Raw genomic sequence first — 16,420 nt, 5'->3', positions numbered from 1 at the left:
CCGGCCGCAGCTGACCGACGAGCAGGCCGCGTCGGCGACCAGGGCGGTCTGGCTCGGCGACTGGACGCCGTGGGAGGGACGCTGACGCTCCGCAGACGCACGCTCCTCGCGGGACTCGCCGCCGGGGCGGTCGCCCTGGCACCCGGGACGCCGCCCACGACCGCCCCGGGGACTCGGTGCAGGCCACCGTGGACGCCGTCACCGGCCCCGGCCGGACGCTCCTGCCGCACCCGGGGACGTCCCGCGAGGCCGCCCGGGTGCGGGCCGGCGCCGTCGGCCTGACCCCGCGCGGCGTCACGGATGGCAGGCGGCGTCGCCTCGTCGGGTGGTTCGGTGACACCGAGAACACCACCGACGGCTCCGCAGCGCGTCTTTCACCCCGTGCCGGCCGGCGAACCTTCTCCCCAGACGGCCTGCAAGTCCTCGCACCGGACGGTGATCACCGCGTCGGTGAGGGCGATCTCGTGCACGCAGCCGCCGTTCTCGTCGGGGAGGATCTCGTCCAGGAGCACGGTGTCGACCGCCATCCAGTCGATGGAGTGCTCGTAGTCGACGGAGAAGTGCGTCACGCGCGCGTAGGTGATGCGCAGGCCGGAGTCGTGCTTGAACCTGTTGGGGGCGAAGTCCAGGACGAGCCCGCCGCTCTTGTCGGTGGCGAGGTGGATCCCGGCCAGCTCCAGGTCCTTCACACAGCGGCCGGCGCCCGCGATGTCGTAGTGGCCGGGGTCGGTGGCGAAGGACCGGGCGCCCGGTGGGAGAGCGTTGCCCAGCCGGGGGAGTTCGGCCAGGTAGGCGGACGCGTCGACGAGGAATCCGTGGTCGTGCCAGTGCGCCTTGACGAACCTCATCCCGTGCCGCCTGGTACGAGGGGACGGAACGCGGCGAGGGCGGCTTGCACATCGGACGCGACCGGGTCTTCCGGGGGGAGAGCGCGAGCCAGGTCTTCGGCCGCGTGGAGCACGGCGGAGGCGAGTTCCCCAGCCGTCGTCCGAGCGACTACGCCGTCCTCGGAAGCGACCGACAGGCCGTCCTTCGTCCGTCGCACCACAAGGCGGAAGGAGCTGTCGGCAGCGGTGAAGCCGAACACACGGACGTTCCCCCGCAGAAAGTCACCCAGGCTGTCCAGCAACTGGACGACCGACAGGTAGATCATCATCCCCTGGTCGGGGACATGGCCGGCCGATCCGGCGGTACCGAGGTCCCCGGTGATGGTCATGTCGCCCAGATCGAAGCCGCTGGCGTCGCCCTGGCCGGGCCGAACGGTGAACTGCACTGTGATCACGGGGTGTAGCTCTTTCCTACCGGGAAGAAGGTGATGACGCGGTTGCCGTCCTCCGAGTCGACGATGAGCCGGTACCGGGCCGACATGCCGTTCACGGTCATCCTCTTCTCGAACGTCTGGATCCGGCGCGCGGGATCCGACACCCGCTGGCCGCGCTCGATCATTGTCCTCGCGGCCTTCTCCACCTGTTCACGGGTGGTCGACGGGGGCATGAGATCGCCATGACCGCCCTGGGCGGTTCCGGAGACATGACGCTCGTCGATGTGCTGCCAGCCCTCCTTGGGATTCCCGTTCTCCAGCCTCGGAGCGGTACGGCAGAGCGCGAGTCCGTAAGGGTCCGTCCAGGTGAGCGGATGCGGGCCGTACCAGTACGGATGCGGGCCCGCTTCCAGACCGATCGGATCGGGCGAGAGATACCCGGCGGTCTCCGGGTCGTAGTAGCGGTGGAGGTTCTGATGCAGCCCGGATTCCGCGTCGGCGTACTGCCCGGGGAAACGCAGCGGGCAGTCCACGGACTCGGTGTCGTCCGCGGGTGCCGGATACACCGTCCCCCACAGCGTGGTACGCCGCTGCCAGTCGACGGTGCCGTCGGAGGAGACGAGCTCCGTCGGGGTGCCGATCACGTCCGTGATCACGGCATGGAACCGGGTGTTGCGGTCGGCCGTGGTCTCCTCGGCGAGCCGGGAGAGGAAGGACGTACCCGCGGGTCCGGCCACCCGCCTGCCGCTGGTCTGGGCGACGGGGCGGTGGGTGCCAGGGGCGTAGTCCCACGTCGTGGCCGTGCCGTCCGCGAGGAGCTGCTCGGCGAGAAGGGTCTCCTCCCAGGTGAAGTCGGTGCGGTCGGCCGCCGTACCGTCCGGCGCACAGCGGAACTTGGCCACGCGCCGGCCCAGCGGGTCGTAGGCGTACCGCCACCGGTCGCCCTTCGGCGTGACGACCTCGACGAGCCGGTCCTCCGCGTTCCAGACGTACTCCCAGGTCCGCTCCTGCCCGCTCGACAGCCGACGGGTCTTCCGGGTCCGGCGGCCCTGGGCATCGTAGGAGTACCTGGTGTCGCCCGCTCGCCGGATCAGCATGCCGTCGAGGTCACGACCACCACCGGCCGCGTGGGCGGTCGCGGACGCGTCGGTGACGTTGCCCGCGGTGTCGTAGGCGTAGGTCTCCTTCCAGCCGTGGGCGCGCACCCCCGTCACACGGCCCGCGGCGTCGAGGTCGAAGCGGCGTGCTCCCGTGGTGAGTTCGCGGATCTCGGTCAGGTGGCCGTCGGCGCGGTAGGCGTACGCGCGGTGCTGCAACAGGCTCTGCGCACCCGTGGTGAGGGACTGGGCGGTGAGGCGGTCGACCGCGTCCCAGGTCTGCGTGAGCGTCACGCCGCTGTCCAGGAGCCGCTGTGTCTCCCGTCCGGCCGCGTCGTGCGCGAAGGCCAGTGATCCCGCTTCGGTACGCAGCTGCGCCGGCCGGCCCGCCGGATCGTAGGTCCAGTGCGAGACCGCCCCCGAAGGGGTCTCGCGTCGGACCCGACGGCCCAGGGCATCGTAGGCGTACGTGGTGGTGCGGCCGTTGACCGTCTCGCTCAGCACACGGCCCATCGCGTCCCGCGTGAACACGACGTCCGCGTCCGCGTTCACTGCTCGCGTCAGGCGCCCGTCCGCCGCGTGGGTGAAAGTCGTCACCTCGTCCCCGTCGGACCGCTGCTCCACCAGCCGCCCCACCGCGTCCCTCGTGAAGGACAGCGTCTCGCCGGCTCCGTTGATCCGCGTGGAGACCCGGCCCGCGGCGTCGTGGGTGTACGTGAGTGTGCGGCCATTGAAGTCGCGCTCGGTCACGAGACGCCCGGCCTCGTCGTAGGTGTACGACCACGTGCGGCCCTGCGCGTTGGTGACCCCTGTCAGACGCAGCTCCGTGTCGTACGTGAACACGTAGTGGGCGCCGTCCGGATCGGTCCTCGTGGCCGGCACGTCGAAGTGGGTCGCGGTGTGCCGGGTCGTACGGCCGGCGGGATCGGTGTGGGAAAGGAGGTTGCCCTCCGCGTCCCAGGTCCACGACTCCCGTGTGCCGTCCGGCAGTTCGTGCCAGGACGGTTTGCCCTCCGTCGTCCAGCCCAGGCGTGCGGTGTGGCCGAGGGGATCGGTCACCTCGATCACGCGGCCGAACGAGTCGCGGCGGACCGTCGTCGTGTGGCCCAGCTCGTCCGTCAGGGCGACGGGCAGGCCCGCCGGGTCGTAGGCCGCCGTACGGGTGTGACCGAGGGCATCGGTGACGGCGGTCGGAAGGCCCGCCGCGTCGTTCGTGTACCGCGTCTCGGCGCCGGTCGGGTCCACCGTCGTCAGCAGGTTGCCCCGGTCGTCGTACGTGTGCCGCCAGAGGGCGCCGCCCGGCTCGATCACCTCGGTGGGCAGGCCGAGTGCGTTGTACCGCGCCTCGGCCCGGCTGCCGTCGGGTAGGTGCACGCCGGTGAGGTTGCCGGCGTCGTCGTAGGCGTAACGGGTGGTGTGGCCCAGCGGATCCGTCACCGCCACGGGACGGAAGCCGTACTCGTCCCACTCCGTGCGGGTGACGTGCCCCAGTTCGTCCGTCTCCTCCACGACCATGCCCTCGGCGTTGTACCGGTGGACCGAGGTGTGGCCCCGGGAGTCGGTGTACGTCGTGGTGCGGGCGGTGTCGTCGTAGGTGAGGGTGCCGGAGAGGATGCCGTCGACGCCCTCGGTGCGGGCCACCCGGCCGCGGTCGTCGTAGACGTACGCGAACCAGGTGCCGTTGCGGTCGGTCCAGCGGGTGACGCGGCCCTCGGTGTCGTAGGCGAAGCGCAGCGGTTCGCCGCTGGAGTCGATCACCTCGGTGAGGTTGCCGGAGGAGTTGTAGGCGTAGCGCATGACGACCGTGCCCGTGTCGGACGCGGCGTCCGGGCGGTAGCGGGAGGGCGGCTCGTCCAGCAGGCGCAGGGCCGTGATGCGCGGGCCCTCGGTGTCGACGGCGACGTAGTAGCCGCCGGAGTGGCGGATGCCGAACGGGATCCCCTCGTCGTCGCGTTCGACGTCGATGCGGTTGCCGTTGCGGTCGGACCAGGAGTCCAGGGCCAGGTGGAAGACGCCGAAGGAGGGCGAGGGGACGGGGGCGGCGAAGGTGCGCACCACGCCGGTCGCGGGGTCGGTGACCGTCATCGCGCCGTCCGGCTTGCCGTCCCACTCCAGGGGCCAGCGCGGGCCCTTGACCGGGAGGGTCGCCACGCCCGCTTCCGGCACCGGGTACACCAGTCTCATGCCGTCGGCCGCCGCGAAGACGACCCCCTCGCCGTCGATCTGGAGGCACTCGTCCAGGGTGGAGATCCAGGTCGGGCCGAAGCAGACGCCGCCCCGGTAGGAGGACAGGTGGGTGCGCGTGAACTCCAGCGGCGGGCTGCCCGGCAGGACCAGGTCGGTCTGCGTCATCAGCATCGCGCCGGTCGCCACGTCGATCGGCTCGCCGACACAGGGGGTGCGCTCGGCGTTGCGCGCGGCCGGGCCCAGCTCCACCAGGCCGGGGCGCAGCGAGGGCGGGCGCAGCAGCAGCGGGGTGGTGCTGGTGAGCCCGCCCTCCAGGCCGGCCTTGAGCACGCCGCCGCCCGCGCCCAGCGCGCCGCCGAAGATCATGCCGTCCTTGGCGGCCTGGTTGATCTCGTCCAGGCTGAAGCCCTGCTGAAGTCCGGTCGCGATCTTCAGCGGCTGGGCCACGGCGAGGTCGACCGTGACCGACTCGATGCCCCCGAAGGCGGCGGCGACGAGCGCGCCCGCGGCGATCTCGGCGACGGTCGTGGTGACCGCCACGCCTATCGCGGCCCCGAACTCGATGAGCGCCTCGGCGGCCACGGCGGCGGCCCCGGAGGCCAGACCCGCGGTGAAGAAGGCGAGCGCCACACCGCCGGCGATCACGGCCGCGTCGATGCCGATCTGGGTCCAGAGCCGGTTGATCGCGTCGTCGATGGCGTCGGCGAACTTCTCCAGCGCCTTGGCCATCTCCCGCGCGGAGTCCGCCAGGTCCTTCAGCCAGCCGCCGTCCTGGTCCGTGGCGTACCGGGCCCAGAACTTGCGGAACGCCTCGATCGACTCACCGGTGTTGTGGTGGATGATCGAGGACGCGCTGCGGTGCACGGGGGAGCGGACGTCGTCCACGGAGCCGGCGAAGGTGCGCCAGGCCTTCGCCGCCTCGCGCAGCTTGTCGGCGTCCGCCTCGGGCCACCACAGCCCCATCTTGAGAAGGATGCTGCGGGCCGTGTCCTCAACGCTCACCGGTACCGTCGCTCTGCTTGTCGGTCTTCACCTGCGTGAACATGCCGGCGATGAGCTGGTCGTTGTCCACGTGCCCGTCCGAGAGGTCCACCATGGCCTCGTGAATGCTCGTCAGACCGAGCACCAGGACGCCCGCCGCGCTCTCGATCTTCTTCTGCTGCGGCGTGTAGGCGTTGCCGAACTTGTCGCCCTGTTCGTCGTGGCCCCAGGGCTCGCCGAGGCCGTCCAGGGTCTTGATGAGCGTGGTCAGTGCCTTGCTCAGATCGATGGCCCCCTGCTGGAAGGCCGGTGCCGCCGCCTTGATGTCGGCGGTCTTGATGTCCAGTACCTTGCCGGGCACCTTGCCGTCGCCCACCGATGAACCCCCGTTCGCTGTCGCGGTACCCGACCCTAGGGCCATCGAGTCAAGGGAGCGTCAGATCGAGGTAATCGGAAGGTAATGCTCCGGGTGGCTGCGCAACAGGGCGTGCGTATCGATCGCATAACAGGGCTCGCCCCTGTGTGTGTGATGCGCGTAGACAGTCTCTGACCTGCTCCATCACTCCCATCCACCAGATCCGGAGAATCCATGCGGAAGTCCCTCAAGGCGGTCGCGGCCGGTGCCGCCTGTGTCGTCGCCGGTGCGGCGCTGTACGGCGCGGGTGCGGCCACCGCCGGGCAGTCGACGGCGAACTCCACCCACGAGCCGTACAACATCGGGCTCCTGGTGAAGGACATCGACACCTACTACGGCACCACCGCCGACAGCGACGGTGTCTACCAGGCGTCCCCGGACAGCCCGTACGCCAAGGACCTGGCGCGCATCGACGCCGACGCCAAGCGCTACATCGACAAGGCGGCCCGCAAGGCGCACCACAAGGGCCAGAAGCCGGCCGTCGTCTTCGACATAGACGACACGCTGCTGCTCAGCCTCGACTACGAGAAGCGCACCAACTACACGTACAACTCCGCCACCTGGAACGACTACGTGAACAAGGCCGACCGCCCGGCCGTCTTCGGCAGCCCGGAGCTGGTCCGGTACGCGGACGCCAAGGGCGTCGAGGTCTTCTACAACTCCGGTCTGAGCGAGGCCCAGCGGGCCGCCGCGGTCGCCAACCTGAAGAAGGTCGGCGCCGATGTGAACCTCGACGCCGCCCACATGTTCCTCAAGGACAAGGCCGCTCCGCCGGCCTACCTGAAGGACTGCGCCACCCCGGGCACCTGGAACTGCACGACCGTGCAGTACAAGTCGGGGACGCGCAAGCACATCGAGGACGACCTGGGTTACGAGATCATCGCCAACTTCGGCGACCAGTACTCGGACCTCCAGGGCGGTTACGCGAACCGCACGTACAAGCTGCCGAACCCGACGTACTTCGTCAGCTGATCCCTTCCGGGTAGGCGGCGAGCAGCCGCTCGTACTCGGCCCCCGTCACCGGCAGCACCGTGCCGTGGCGGGGGCTGGCCGGCAGCGCGTAGTCCGTGGCGGGGGTCCACTTCCCGGAGGCCAGATCGGTGGTCTCGAACGGCACGTACCCGCGCAGGCCGTACTCGTCGACGAACAGGTACCACTTCTTCTCGGTGTTCGACTTGAAGACGGTCGGGCCCTCGCCGCGCGCGAGGGCACCGCTGCCGACGCAGTCGGCGACGAAGCCGTACGACGTGTCGGTCAGGTTCCGCGACTTCTCCGCGGTGATGAACTTCGAGCAGGGCGAGCCGGAGGACGGATCCCGCTCGTCCTTGGTGAAGCGGTAGTACGTCCCCCTGTCCTTGATGACGGTCGAGTCGATGACCGAGTAGCCGGGGTCGTTCCAGACCCTGGGCGCGCTGAAGGCGCGGAAGTCCTTGGTCGTGGCGTAGAGCATGCGGTTGTACGTGGAGCCGGTGTGGTCCGGGTCGTCGGCGGCGTACAGCTTCGACGCCCAGAAGACCACGTACTCCCGCAGCCGGCTGTCCCAGTAGGCCTCCGGCGCCCAGGTGTTGCCCGCGGTGTCGGGGGCCACCTTCACCAGCCGCTGGTCGGTCCAGTGGACCAGGTCGGTGGACTCCCACACCATCACGGACTTGCTGCCGTGCCGCTGGACCTGGTCCCAGCTGCCGCTGCTGTTCCGGTACATCCGCAGGTCGGTGGCGATGAGGTAGAACCTGTCGCCCTGGGGCGAGCGGATCACGAACGGGTCGCGCAGTCCCTTCTCCCCGAGGGTCGAGGTCAGCACCGGGCGCCCGCCGTTCAGCTCCCGCCAGTGCAGCGGGTCGTCGCCCCGGCTGAGCGCATAGCGGATCTGCTCGCCGTCGGCCGTGCCCTCGCCGGTGAAGTAGACGAACAGATAGCCGGCGTTCTGCGACCGCGCGGGGTGCGCGGAGCCGGGCGGGGCGGCCACCAGGGTGAGGAGCAGGGCGAGGAGCGGGACCAGCAGGGTTCTGAGGCGCATGACCGTCCTGTGGGGGCGTGAGGGTTTCTGTGGGGTGCTGTGCGTTCTCGGAGTGTCACCAGCGGGGCGGAGCGCGTCAATCGGTGTGCGCGGGCGCGGGGCGGCCGAAAGTTTCGGTGGTTTTCGCGCCGAGCCCGGCCTCCATCGCCTACGCCCCTGCGCGGGCCGGCTGCTTCTCCGAGACGGGCACGGCACGCCTGGCGCGCGATGCCGGGGGTCCCGGTCGCGGACCTAGGAGTCGCCGCCCGAGCTGTCGTGCGCGGCGAAATTCCCCGTCACCGCATAGGTACGCCCCGCGGTCGCACCGGTCATGACATAGCTGTCGGCCCCCGCGTCGCGCCCGCCGCGCGCATGGTCGTACTGCCCCGCGAACACCCACTGCCCGGCCGGCACCGTACGCCCCTCCTTCAGCGTCCAGGTGTAGACGACGAACCCGTCCTTCTCCCTGACGCTCTGCGTGAAGTCCTGCTCGGGCAGCGAGCGCCACGCGCCCGTCGACGTGACCCCGCCGGTCTGCGCGACCTTCAACGCGACGGTGAGGGAGGACAGGGGCTCGGAGGTCTTGAGGGTCAGATTGCTCTGCGCCCAGAAGTCGTTGCTGTGCGGGTCCACCGAGCCGTCCGACCACAGGGGGCCGTCCTGCTCGGCGCGCGCCGCCGGCGGCTCGGCCGGCGCGGTGGCCCCCGGAGTGCGGGAAGGTGAGGCGTCGGGCGTGCGGGAGGGCTCCCCGGCGCCCTTGCCGGGCGTCGGGTCCGCCGAGCGGACGGGGGGCGCCGGTGCCTCGGTCCGGTCCGGCGGCCCGGTGGGCGTCGGCGAGACCGCCACCGTCTGCCGGGCCGGCGGCTCGTCCTTCACCGCCGAGGCCACCGCGTAACCGCCGACCGCGAGCACACCGGCCACCGCGGCCGTCGCACCGGCCACCCGGAACCAGCCGAGCGCCGGCGGGCGTACGGCCCGGTGGCCGGTACGGGAGGCGGCCATGCCGCGCTCCACCCGGGCCAGGATCCGCGCCCGGTCGGGTTCGTGGGCCTCGGCCGCCTCGTGCAGCCGGGCGCGCAGCTCCTCGTGCACGTCCTGCTGCCTCATCGGTTCCTTCCTCCGCTCTCGCCGGCCCGGGCGGCCATCGCCGCGTGCACCCGCCGCGGGTCGCCCTGCGAGCCGAGCAGCCGGTGCAGTTCGGCCATGCCCTTGGACGTCTGGCTCTTAACCGTACCCACCGAGATCCCGAGCGCGAGCGCGGTGTCCTTCTCCGACAGGTCGAACGCGTGCCGGAGCACCACGCACGCCCGTTTCCGGAACGGCAGCCTGCGCAGCGCCTCCTGGACGTCCACCACGCCGGCGACGTCGGGGTTCTCGGTCCGCTCCTCGCCGCGCGGCCAGAACAGCGCGATCCGCCGCCGCTCGCGCACCGCGCCGCGGATCCGGGTGCGGGCCAGATTGGCGACCACGCCCCGCGCGTACGCCACCGGCCGGTCCGCCGCGCGCACCCGGTCCCAGCGGTGCCACAGCGCCAGCAGGGCATCCGCCGCCAGGTCGTCGGCGGCGTCCGGCTCTCCGGTCAACAGGTGGGCGAGGCGCGCGAGTTCGGCGTAGTGCCGTTCGAAGAAGGCATGGAACTCCACGGAGGCGGCGTCGTCCACGACTGTGCCCACGGGCGACCTCTTCTCGGTGCGGCGCTGCGTGTGTCATGTGAATGACATGCGAGGGTCCGGGGGAGGGCCCGGACGGAGATCCGGAAGCGTAGCAGTGATCGTTTCGTGCTCTTGTGCGGGGGGTCGGACAGCGTATGACCCACCGAACTCGTTTGTGTACCACGGGGAAAGCCCGCAGCGGGTTCGACAGGGAAACGATCCCGCCATGAACAGCACTGCGCGACCGGCCACGGGTTCACCGTGGCCGGTCGCGCAGATCGCGGGGCCCTGTGCCGCGGCCCGCTACTTCAGGGCGGCCTGCATCATCGCCTTGGCCACTGGTGCCGCCAGGCCGTTGCCGCTGACCTCCGAGCGGGCCGCGTCGGACTGCTCCACCATCACGGCGACGGCCACCTCCTTGCCGTTGCTGTCGGACTTGCCGTAGGAGGTGAACCAGGCGTACGGCGTCTTGCTGTTGTTCTCGCCGTGCTGGGCGGTGCCGGTCTTGCCGCCGACGGTCGCCCCGTCGATCAGCGCGTTCGTGCCGGTGCCGTCCTTCACCACCGTCTCCATCGCCGACTGGAGCTGCTCGGCGGTGGTGGAGCTGATGATCTCCTGGGGGTCGGTGCTGTCGTCGTAGTCCTTCAGCACATCACCGCCGCTGTCGGTGATCTGGGACACCATGTGCGGGGATACCAGCTTGCCGCCGTTGGCTATGGCAGCGGACACCATGGCCATCTGGAGCGGCGTGGCCGTGACGTCGAACTGGCCGATGCCGGTCAGGGCGGTCTGCGCCTTGTCCATGCCCGACGGGTACACGCTGGCGTAGGCCCGCACCGGTACGTCCAGCTCGTCGTCGTTGAAGCCGAACTTCTCCGCCATGGCCTTCACCTTGTCCTGCCCGAGGTCGACGGCCATCTTGCCGAAGACGTTGTTGCAGGAGTACTGGAGGGCCACGCGGATGGAGGCGTTCTTGCAGGGCGCGGACTTGTTCTCGTTCTCCAGGGGGCGCACCGTGCCCGGCAGGGTGTACGGGTCCGGGCTGCTGGTGCGCTGGTCGACGCTGTCGTACAGCCCGTCCTCCAGCGCGGCGGCGGCGACGACCAGCTTGAAGGTCGAGCCGGGCGGCAGCGGCTGGCGCAGCGCGCGGTTGGTGAGCGGCTTGTCCTTGTCCGCGTTGAGCGTCTTCCAGGCCTTGCCGGCCGTGCTCGCGTCGGTGAGCGAGGAGGGGTCGTACGACGGTGTCGACACGGCCGCGAGGATCCGGCCGGTCTTCGGGTCGATCGCCACGGCCCCGCCCTTCTTGTCCCCCAGGGCGCGGTAGGCCGCCTTCTGCACGGCCGGGTCGATCGTGGTGAGCACGTTGCCCGGGTCGGCCCGCTCCCCGGTGACGGTGTCCATCACGGTCTTCAGCCGGTTGTCCGTGCCGTTCAGCAGGTCCTTGTAGATGCCCTCCAGCTGGGTGGGGGCGTAGGCCTGCGAGGCGTACCCCGTCACCGCGGCGTACAGCTCGCCGTCCTTGTACGTCCGCTTGTACGCGAGGTCGCTTCCCTTCGTCCGCGCCGAGCCGGTGATCGCGTCTCCGGCCACGATGATGTTCCCGAGGGGCCGCGAGTAGGTCGCGATCGCGTTCCGCCGGTTGTCGTTGTCGTCCGCGAGGGCCTGGCCGTCGTAGAACTGCAGCCATGTCGCCCTGACCAGCAGGGCGAGCACGAGCAGCAGCGCGAAGACGGACGCCCGCCTGATCGTCTTGTTCATCCCGCTGGGAAGACGTGCGGGAGAGGGGCGATCGTTCCCGTACGACCGGATTTCTCATCCGGTGTTCATCTCGCCCGGCGTTCACGAAGCGTCCGCCCGGCCTCCGGGAAGTCTCCGCCCGGCCTTCAGGAAGCCCCCAGGACCAGCACGACCTCCTCGATCTCCCGGCCCCGCGCGCCGGCGTACCCCCGCGCCCGGGCCGTCTCGCAAAAGCCGCACTTCCGCAGGACGCGCAGCGAGCCGGCGTTGTCGGCCGCCGCCCTGGCGTACAGCGGCCGTTCGGTCACCTCGGCGAGCAGGGCCCGCAGCGCCGCCGTCGCCACGCCCCGGCCCCAGTACGCCCGGTCGATCCAGTACGTCACCTCGCGCTCGCCGGCCACGCCGTAGACGGCCGCGTTCCCGACCACCTCGCCGTCGGCCACGACCGTGCGCAGCACCTCGGAGCAGTCCCGCAGGCGCTCCCAGTGGGCGGTGAAGGCGGCCCGGTCGTGCGGGTCCTCGGGGCCGAACGCGGCCATCCGGACGGCCTCCGGGTCGGTCATCAGCCGGCGGAACACCGGCACGTCACTGTCCCGTACGGCCCGCAGCGCGATCTCCATGAGCCGAGCCTACGGCCCGGCGGGCTCAGAGCCTGCGGGTCGCCAGCGTCAGCCGGTCCCGCGCGTCGAACAGCGCGTCCTTGATCATCTGCTCGTGGGCGGGGGTCAGCCGGGCCACCGGCACCGAGCAGCTGATGGCGTCACGCGCGGGCGTGCGGTACGGGATCGCCACGCCGAAGCAGCGCAGGCCCAGCGTGTTCTCCTCGCGGTCGACCGCGAAGCCCTGCTCCCGGATCTGGTGCAGTTCCTCGATGAGCCGCTCCCGGTCGGTGAGGGTGTTCTCGGTGAGCGCGGGGAGGGTCTCCGGCAGCAGCTTGCGGACCTGCTCGTCGGTGTAGGTGGCGAGGATCGCCTTGCCGAGGGAGGTGGAGTGGGCCGGGAGCCGGCGGCCCACGCGGGTGAAGGGGCGCAGGTAGTGCTGGGACTGGCGGGTGGCGAGGTACACCACGTTGGTCCCGTCCAGCCGGGCCAGGTGGATGGTCTCCGTGGTGTCGTCGGAGAGCCGGTCCAGGGTCGGGCGGGCGGCGGCCACCACCTCGTCGCCGTCGATGTAGGAGGTGCCGACCAGCAGCGCCCGCACCCCGATGCCGTACCGCGTGCCGGTCGCGTCCGTCTCCACCCAGCCCAGCTCCACGAGGGTGCGCAGCAGCATGTACAGGCTGGACTTGGGATATCCCACGGCCTCCTGGACGGCCGCGAGGGAGTGCATACCGGGCCGGCCGGCGAAGTATTCCAGCAGCTCAACGGTCCGTACCGCGGACTTGACCTGCGCCCCGCCCCCTGTGTCGCCTGCCGTCATCGCCCTTGACCCCTTCGTTCCGCGAGGACCTGAGTTATATAGTCTCCGAGCAGCGTATTCATCATCAGAGACGGTGTTCAGTATATCGAACGCGGTCGACGGATGAGCCTGGACAGTTCCGAGAGAGTGCGGCCTTTACTGGGAGGGACCCGCGGTGGCAGCAGCACCAGTCTGGAGTGTCGACCCGCGCACCGGGAAGCAGCGTGAACAGGTTGCGGTGGAGGCCACGGCCCAGGAGGTGGACGCGACCGTCCGGGCGGCCCACGCCGCGCGCGGCGCCCTCGCCGACCGCACGGTCCGCGCCGCGTTCCTGCGCTCCGCCGCCGCGGGCCTGGACGCGGCCCGGGACGGCCTGGTGGAGACCGCCGACGCCGAGACCGCGCTCGGTCCGGCCCGGCTGACCGGCGAACTCGCCCGCACCTGCTACCAGCTGCGGGCCTTCGCCGACATCGTCGACGAGGGCGCCTTCCTCGACGTCATCATCAACCACCCCGACGACACCGCCACCCCGCCCGTCCCGGACCTGCGCCGCTACAAGGTGCCGCTCGGCGTCGTCGCCGTCTACTCCGCCTCCAACTTCCCCTTCGCCTTCTCCGTCGCCGGCGGCGACACCGCGAGCGCGCTGGCCGCGGGCTGCCCGGTCGTGGTCAAGTCCCACCCCGACCACCCGGCCCTGTCCGAGCTGGTCGCCAAGGTGCTGCGCCGGGCCGCCGCCGAACACGGCATCCCCGAGGGCGTGGTCGGCCTGGTGCACGGCTTCGAGGCGGGCGTCGAGCTGATCAAGCACCCGCTGGTCGCCGCGGCCGGCTTCACCGGCTCGGTCCGGGGCGGCCGGGCGCTCTTCGACGCCGCCGCCGCGCGCCCGGTGCCGATCCCGTTCCACGGTGAGCTGGGCTCGCTCAACCCGGTCCTGGTCACCGAGGCCGCCGCGGCCGAGCGGGCCGAGGAGATCGGCGGCGGGCTCGCCGGGTCGATGACCCTCGGCATGGGCCAGTTCTGCGTCAAGCCCGGCCTGGTGCTGGTGCCGTCGGGCGCGGCCGGGGACCGGCTGGTGAAGTCCCTGACCGACGCCGTCAGCGACACCGACGCCGGGGTGCTGCTCGACCACCGCATGCGGGACAACTTCGTCGCCGGGGTGGCCGAGCGCGCGCAACTGCCGGACGTGGACGCCCCGGTGACGCCGGGCGCGGGCGGCGAGCACGCGGTCAGCGCCGGGTTCCTCACGGTGCCGGCGGAGAAGCTGACCGCGGAGGGGGCGTACGACCTGCTGCTGGAGGAGTGCTTCGGGCCCGTCACCGTGGTGGCCCGCTATGCCGACGAGGCGGAGGCCGCGGCGGTGCTGTCCCGGCTGCCGGGCAACCTCACGGCGACCGTCCAGGTGTCCTCGGAGGAGGCCGCGGGGCGCGGGCGCGGGCCCGAGCTGCTGGCCGAGCTGACGCCGTTGGCCGGGCGGGTGCTGGTCAACGGGTGGCCGACGGGGGTCGCCGTGGCGGCGGCTCAGCATCACGGCGGGCCGTACCCGGCGACCACGTCCACGTCCACCTCGGTGGGCGGCACGGCGATCGAGCGCTGGCTGCGGCCGGTCGTCTACCAGAACGCGCCCGAGGCGTTGCTGCCGGCCGAGCTGAAGGACGACAACCCCCTGGGGCTGCCGCGGCGGTTCAACGGGGTGCTGGAGCGGTAGCGCGGCGGAGCCGCACATCGACAGGAGGTGGACGGAGTTGGAACTCCCCGAGCTGCCCTTCCCCCTGACGGCCCACGGGCCGGACGGCGACTGGTCCTACCGGGACGGCGTGCTCACCGGGCGGGCCGGGCCCCGGCAGGACCGGTTCGTCCCGCCCACCGGCGACGGCCTCGAACCCGCCTCCGACGCGCCCCGGCTGCTCGGGGCGCCCGAGGGGGACTTCCAGTTGATCGCGCGGGTCACCGTCGCGTTCCGCGCGCCCTTCGACGCCGGCGTCCTGTACGTCCACGTCGGCGAGAGGGCCTGGGCGAAGCTCTGTCTGGAGTACTCCCCGGACGTGCCCACCGTCTGCACGGTGGTCACCCGGGGGCACTCCGACGACGCCAACTCCGTCACCGTGGACGGGGACGCCGTGTGGCTGCGGGTCAGCCGGATCGGGCGGGCCTTCGCCTTCCACGCCTCCCGGGACGGCGAGCGCTGGACCTTCGTCCGGCTGTTCACCCTGGGCGAGGAGAAGGAGACCGGTGCCGCGCTGGTCGGATTCATGGCCCAGTCACCGGTGGGGGAGGGGTGCGCGGTGACGTACGACCGCATCGCGTTCAGGGCCGGCCCGCCGAGCGACCTGCGAGACGGCAGCTGAGGGCGAAGGCCAGGGCGAACAGGGCCGCGCCCAGCAGCAGGCTGGTCCGCAGGCCGGCGGCGAAGTCACCGTTCACCAGGGCACCGAACCCCGCGATCCCCAGCCCGCCGGCCACCTGCCGGGCCGCGTTCAGCACCCCGGCCGCGAGGCCCGCCCGCTCGGCCGGCACCGCGTCCAGCATCACGGCCGTCAGCGGCGGCACGGTCAGCGCGCAGCCGAGCGCCATCGGGATCAGCAGGACGGCCACCACGGCGGCGGACGTGCCCGCGTCGACGTACAGCAGACCCAGCAGGCCCGCCAGCGCCAGCGCCTCGCCCACCAGCATCGGCAGCCGCGGCCCGTACCGTCCCGCCAGCTTCCCGGAGACCACGTTCGTCACCGCGATCAGCCCGGACATCGGCAGGAACATCAGGCCGGCGAACAGCGCCGAACGGCCCTGCACCTGCTGGAAGAAGAGCGAGAAGAGGAACACCACCCCGTAGAACGCCACGCTGCACGCGGCCCCCGCCGTCACCGCCACCCGCACCGCCCGGTCGCGGAACAGACCGAGCGGGACGACCGGGTGCGGCTGACGCGCCTCGATCCGCAGGAACAGGCCGGCCGCGCCGGCCGCCACGACGAGGGCCGCGACCCCCGCCGTACCGCCCTCGATCACCGCGAACGTCAGCGCCGTCAGCGCGACCACGGCCGTCAGCTGGCCCGGCAGGTCCAGCGGGGCCGGCCGGCGCTCGGAGCGCGGGGCGCGCAGCAGCAGGCCCAGGGCGACCGCGCCCAGCGGCAGGTTGATGAAGAAGATCCCCCGCCAGTCCCAGACCGTGGTCAGCGCGCCGCCCGCCACCGGGCCCAGCGCCACGGCCACCGAGCCCCCGGCCGCCCAGGTGGCGACCGCCCGGGCCCGCCGCCCCGGCTCCGGGTACGCCTGCCGCACCAGCGCCAGCGAGGCGGGCAGCACCACGGCCGCCGCGACGCCCTGCACCACCCGCGCGCCGATCAGCGCCGGCAGGCTCGGGGCCAGACCGCAGGCCGCCGAGGCCAGGGTGAACAGGGCGGTGCCGAGCGCGTACGCCCGGCTCGCTCCCGCCCGGTCCGCGAAGGCGCCCGTGGAGAGCATGAGCGCGGCGAAGGCCAGGGTGTAGGCGTCCACCACCCACTGGAGCCCGGACATCCCCCCGCCGAGGGCGGAGCCCATGGCCGGGAGGGCCACGGTCACCACGGACGCGTCGAGGGTGATCAACGCGAAGCCGAGGACGGCGGCGGCCAGGGTGAGGGCAGGAGCGGGAGCTTTCAACTCCCTTGTGTTGTCCGGCACTTGGTGGACGCGTGGGGTCTGCTTCGTTCGCATGCCCCCATG

The 16,420-nt window shown here is 71.8% G+C and carries 13 protein-coding genes and 1 pseudogene; 3 read left to right on the top strand and 11 right to left on the bottom strand.

Annotated elements, in window-relative coordinates:
- Positions 1-374: 374 nt before the first annotated feature.
- The 4 genes from CCN44_RS00520 to CCN44_RS00505 are packed head-to-tail and all read right to left on the bottom strand — an operon-like array spanning position 375 to position 5,902.
- Positions 375-848 (bottom strand): hypothetical protein, encoded by a 474-nt coding sequence (locus CCN44_RS00520; protein WP_059248630.1) that lies wholly within the window; start codon positions 846-848, stop codon positions 375-377.
- The gene (locus CCN44_RS00515; protein WP_059248629.1) at positions 845-1,282 is read right to left on the bottom strand and encodes a hypothetical protein; all 438 of its coding nucleotides are present in this window, start codon (positions 1,280-1,282) and stop codon (positions 845-847) included. Before CCN44_RS00515 ends, CCN44_RS00520 begins: the two co-directional genes overlap by 4 nt.
- Entirely contained in the window at positions 1,279-5,547 is a 4,269-nt protein-coding gene (locus CCN44_RS00510; RefSeq protein WP_237481932.1) for a DUF6531 domain-containing protein, read from the bottom strand. Before CCN44_RS00510 ends, CCN44_RS00515 begins: the two co-directional genes overlap by 4 nt.
- Positions 5,537-5,902 (bottom strand): hypothetical protein, encoded by a 366-nt coding sequence (locus CCN44_RS00505; RefSeq protein ID WP_059248628.1) that lies wholly within the window; start codon positions 5,900-5,902, stop codon positions 5,537-5,539. The genes CCN44_RS00510 and CCN44_RS00505 overlap by 11 nt, the downstream gene beginning before the upstream one ends.
- Before the next feature lie 213 nt (positions 5,903-6,115).
- Between CCN44_RS00505 and CCN44_RS00500 the strand changes: the two genes are divergently transcribed.
- Positions 6,116-6,913 carry an HAD family acid phosphatase gene (locus tag CCN44_RS00500; RefSeq protein WP_059248627.1) on the top strand — a complete coding sequence of 266 codons (798 nt, stop codon included), beginning with the start codon at positions 6,116-6,118 and terminating at the stop codon, positions 6,911-6,913.
- 7 nt (positions 6,914-6,920) lie between these two features.
- Here the strand turns inward: CCN44_RS00500 and CCN44_RS00495 are convergent.
- From CCN44_RS00495 to CCN44_RS00470, 6 genes and pseudogenes are all read right to left on the bottom strand, one after another.
- A pseudogene (locus CCN44_RS00495) lies at positions 6,921-7,958 on the bottom strand (glycoside hydrolase family 43 protein); the annotation flags it as partial.
- 231 nt (positions 7,959-8,189) lie between these two features.
- Complete coding sequence (locus tag CCN44_RS00490) at positions 8,190-9,044, bottom strand: hypothetical protein (protein ID WP_059248626.1); 855 nt, start codon at positions 9,042-9,044, stop codon at positions 8,190-8,192.
- The gene (locus CCN44_RS00485; RefSeq protein WP_059248625.1) at positions 9,041-9,610 is read right to left on the bottom strand and encodes a SigE family RNA polymerase sigma factor; all 570 of its coding nucleotides are present in this window, start codon (positions 9,608-9,610) and stop codon (positions 9,041-9,043) included. The genes CCN44_RS00490 and CCN44_RS00485 overlap by 4 nt, the downstream gene beginning before the upstream one ends.
- Positions 9,611-9,892: 282 nt before the next feature.
- Entirely contained in the window at positions 9,893-11,347 is a 1,455-nt protein-coding gene (locus CCN44_RS00480; protein ID WP_086696568.1) for a peptidoglycan D,D-transpeptidase FtsI family protein, read from the bottom strand.
- Positions 11,348-11,472: 125 nt separating this feature from the next.
- Positions 11,473-11,946: a GNAT family N-acetyltransferase gene (locus tag CCN44_RS00475; protein WP_059248623.1), complete on the bottom strand. Its 474-nt coding sequence runs from the start codon at positions 11,944-11,946 to the stop codon at positions 11,473-11,475.
- Between the two features lie 25 nt (positions 11,947-11,971).
- Positions 11,972-12,745, bottom strand: coding sequence for an IclR family transcriptional regulator (locus tag CCN44_RS00470; RefSeq protein WP_059248622.1), 774 nt, complete (start codon positions 12,743-12,745; stop codon positions 11,972-11,974).
- A gap of 154 nt (positions 12,746-12,899) precedes the next feature.
- Here CCN44_RS00470 and CCN44_RS00465 point away from each other — a divergent pair, with 154 nt between their 5' ends.
- Both CCN44_RS00465 and CCN44_RS00460 read left to right on the top strand, forming a co-directional pair.
- Positions 12,900-14,429: an aldehyde dehydrogenase (NADP(+)) gene (locus CCN44_RS00465; RefSeq protein WP_079080920.1), complete on the top strand. Its 1,530-nt coding sequence runs from the start codon at positions 12,900-12,902 to the stop codon at positions 14,427-14,429.
- A 37-nt stretch (positions 14,430-14,466) separates the two neighbouring features.
- A complete protein-coding gene (locus tag CCN44_RS00460) occupies positions 14,467-15,069 on the top strand; it encodes a DUF1349 domain-containing protein (RefSeq protein ID WP_059248620.1) in 603 nt (200 codons plus the stop codon).
- Here the strand turns inward: CCN44_RS00460 and CCN44_RS00455 are convergent.
- Positions 15,029-16,411, bottom strand: a complete 1,383-nt coding sequence (locus tag CCN44_RS00455) for an MFS transporter (protein WP_086696567.1) — start codon at positions 16,409-16,411, stop codon at positions 15,029-15,031. The two genes, CCN44_RS00460 and CCN44_RS00455, sit on opposite strands and share 41 nt — an antisense overlap.
- Between the last annotated feature and the right edge of the window lie 9 nt (positions 16,412-16,420).

The organism is Streptomyces tricolor (assembly GCF_002155905.1).
Classification (GTDB): Bacteria; Actinomycetota; Actinomycetes; order Streptomycetales; family Streptomycetaceae; genus Streptomyces; species Streptomyces tricolor.
The sequence above is the reverse complement of the archived record's forward strand: the minus strand, read 5'-3'. Positions and strand labels throughout refer to the sequence as shown.

Bases quoted from the DNA above. Each gene is read 5' to 3' on its own strand.
- CCN44_RS00520 (WP_059248630.1), bottom strand. From the start codon at position 848: ATGAGGTTCGTCAAGGCGCACTGGCACGACCACGGATTCCTCGTCGAC.
- CCN44_RS00500 (WP_059248627.1), top strand. From the start codon at position 6,116: ATGCGGAAGTCCCTCAAGGCGGTCGCGGCCGGTGCCGCCTGTGTCGTC.
- CCN44_RS00490 (WP_059248626.1), bottom strand. From the start codon at position 9,044: ATGAGGCAGCAGGACGTGCACGAGGAGCTGCGCGCCCGGCTGCACGAG.
- CCN44_RS00480 (WP_086696568.1), bottom strand. From the start codon at position 11,347: ATGAACAAGACGATCAGGCGGGCGTCCGTCTTCGCGCTGCTGCTCGTG.
- CCN44_RS00475 (WP_059248623.1), bottom strand. From the start codon at position 11,946: ATGGAGATCGCGCTGCGGGCCGTACGGGACAGTGACGTGCCGGTGTTC.
- CCN44_RS00470 (WP_059248622.1), bottom strand. From the start codon at position 12,745: ATGACGGCAGGCGACACAGGGGGCGGGGCGCAGGTCAAGTCCGCGGTA.
- CCN44_RS00455 (WP_086696567.1), bottom strand. From the start codon at position 16,411: ATGCGAACGAAGCAGACCCCACGCGTCCACCAAGTGCCGGACAACACA.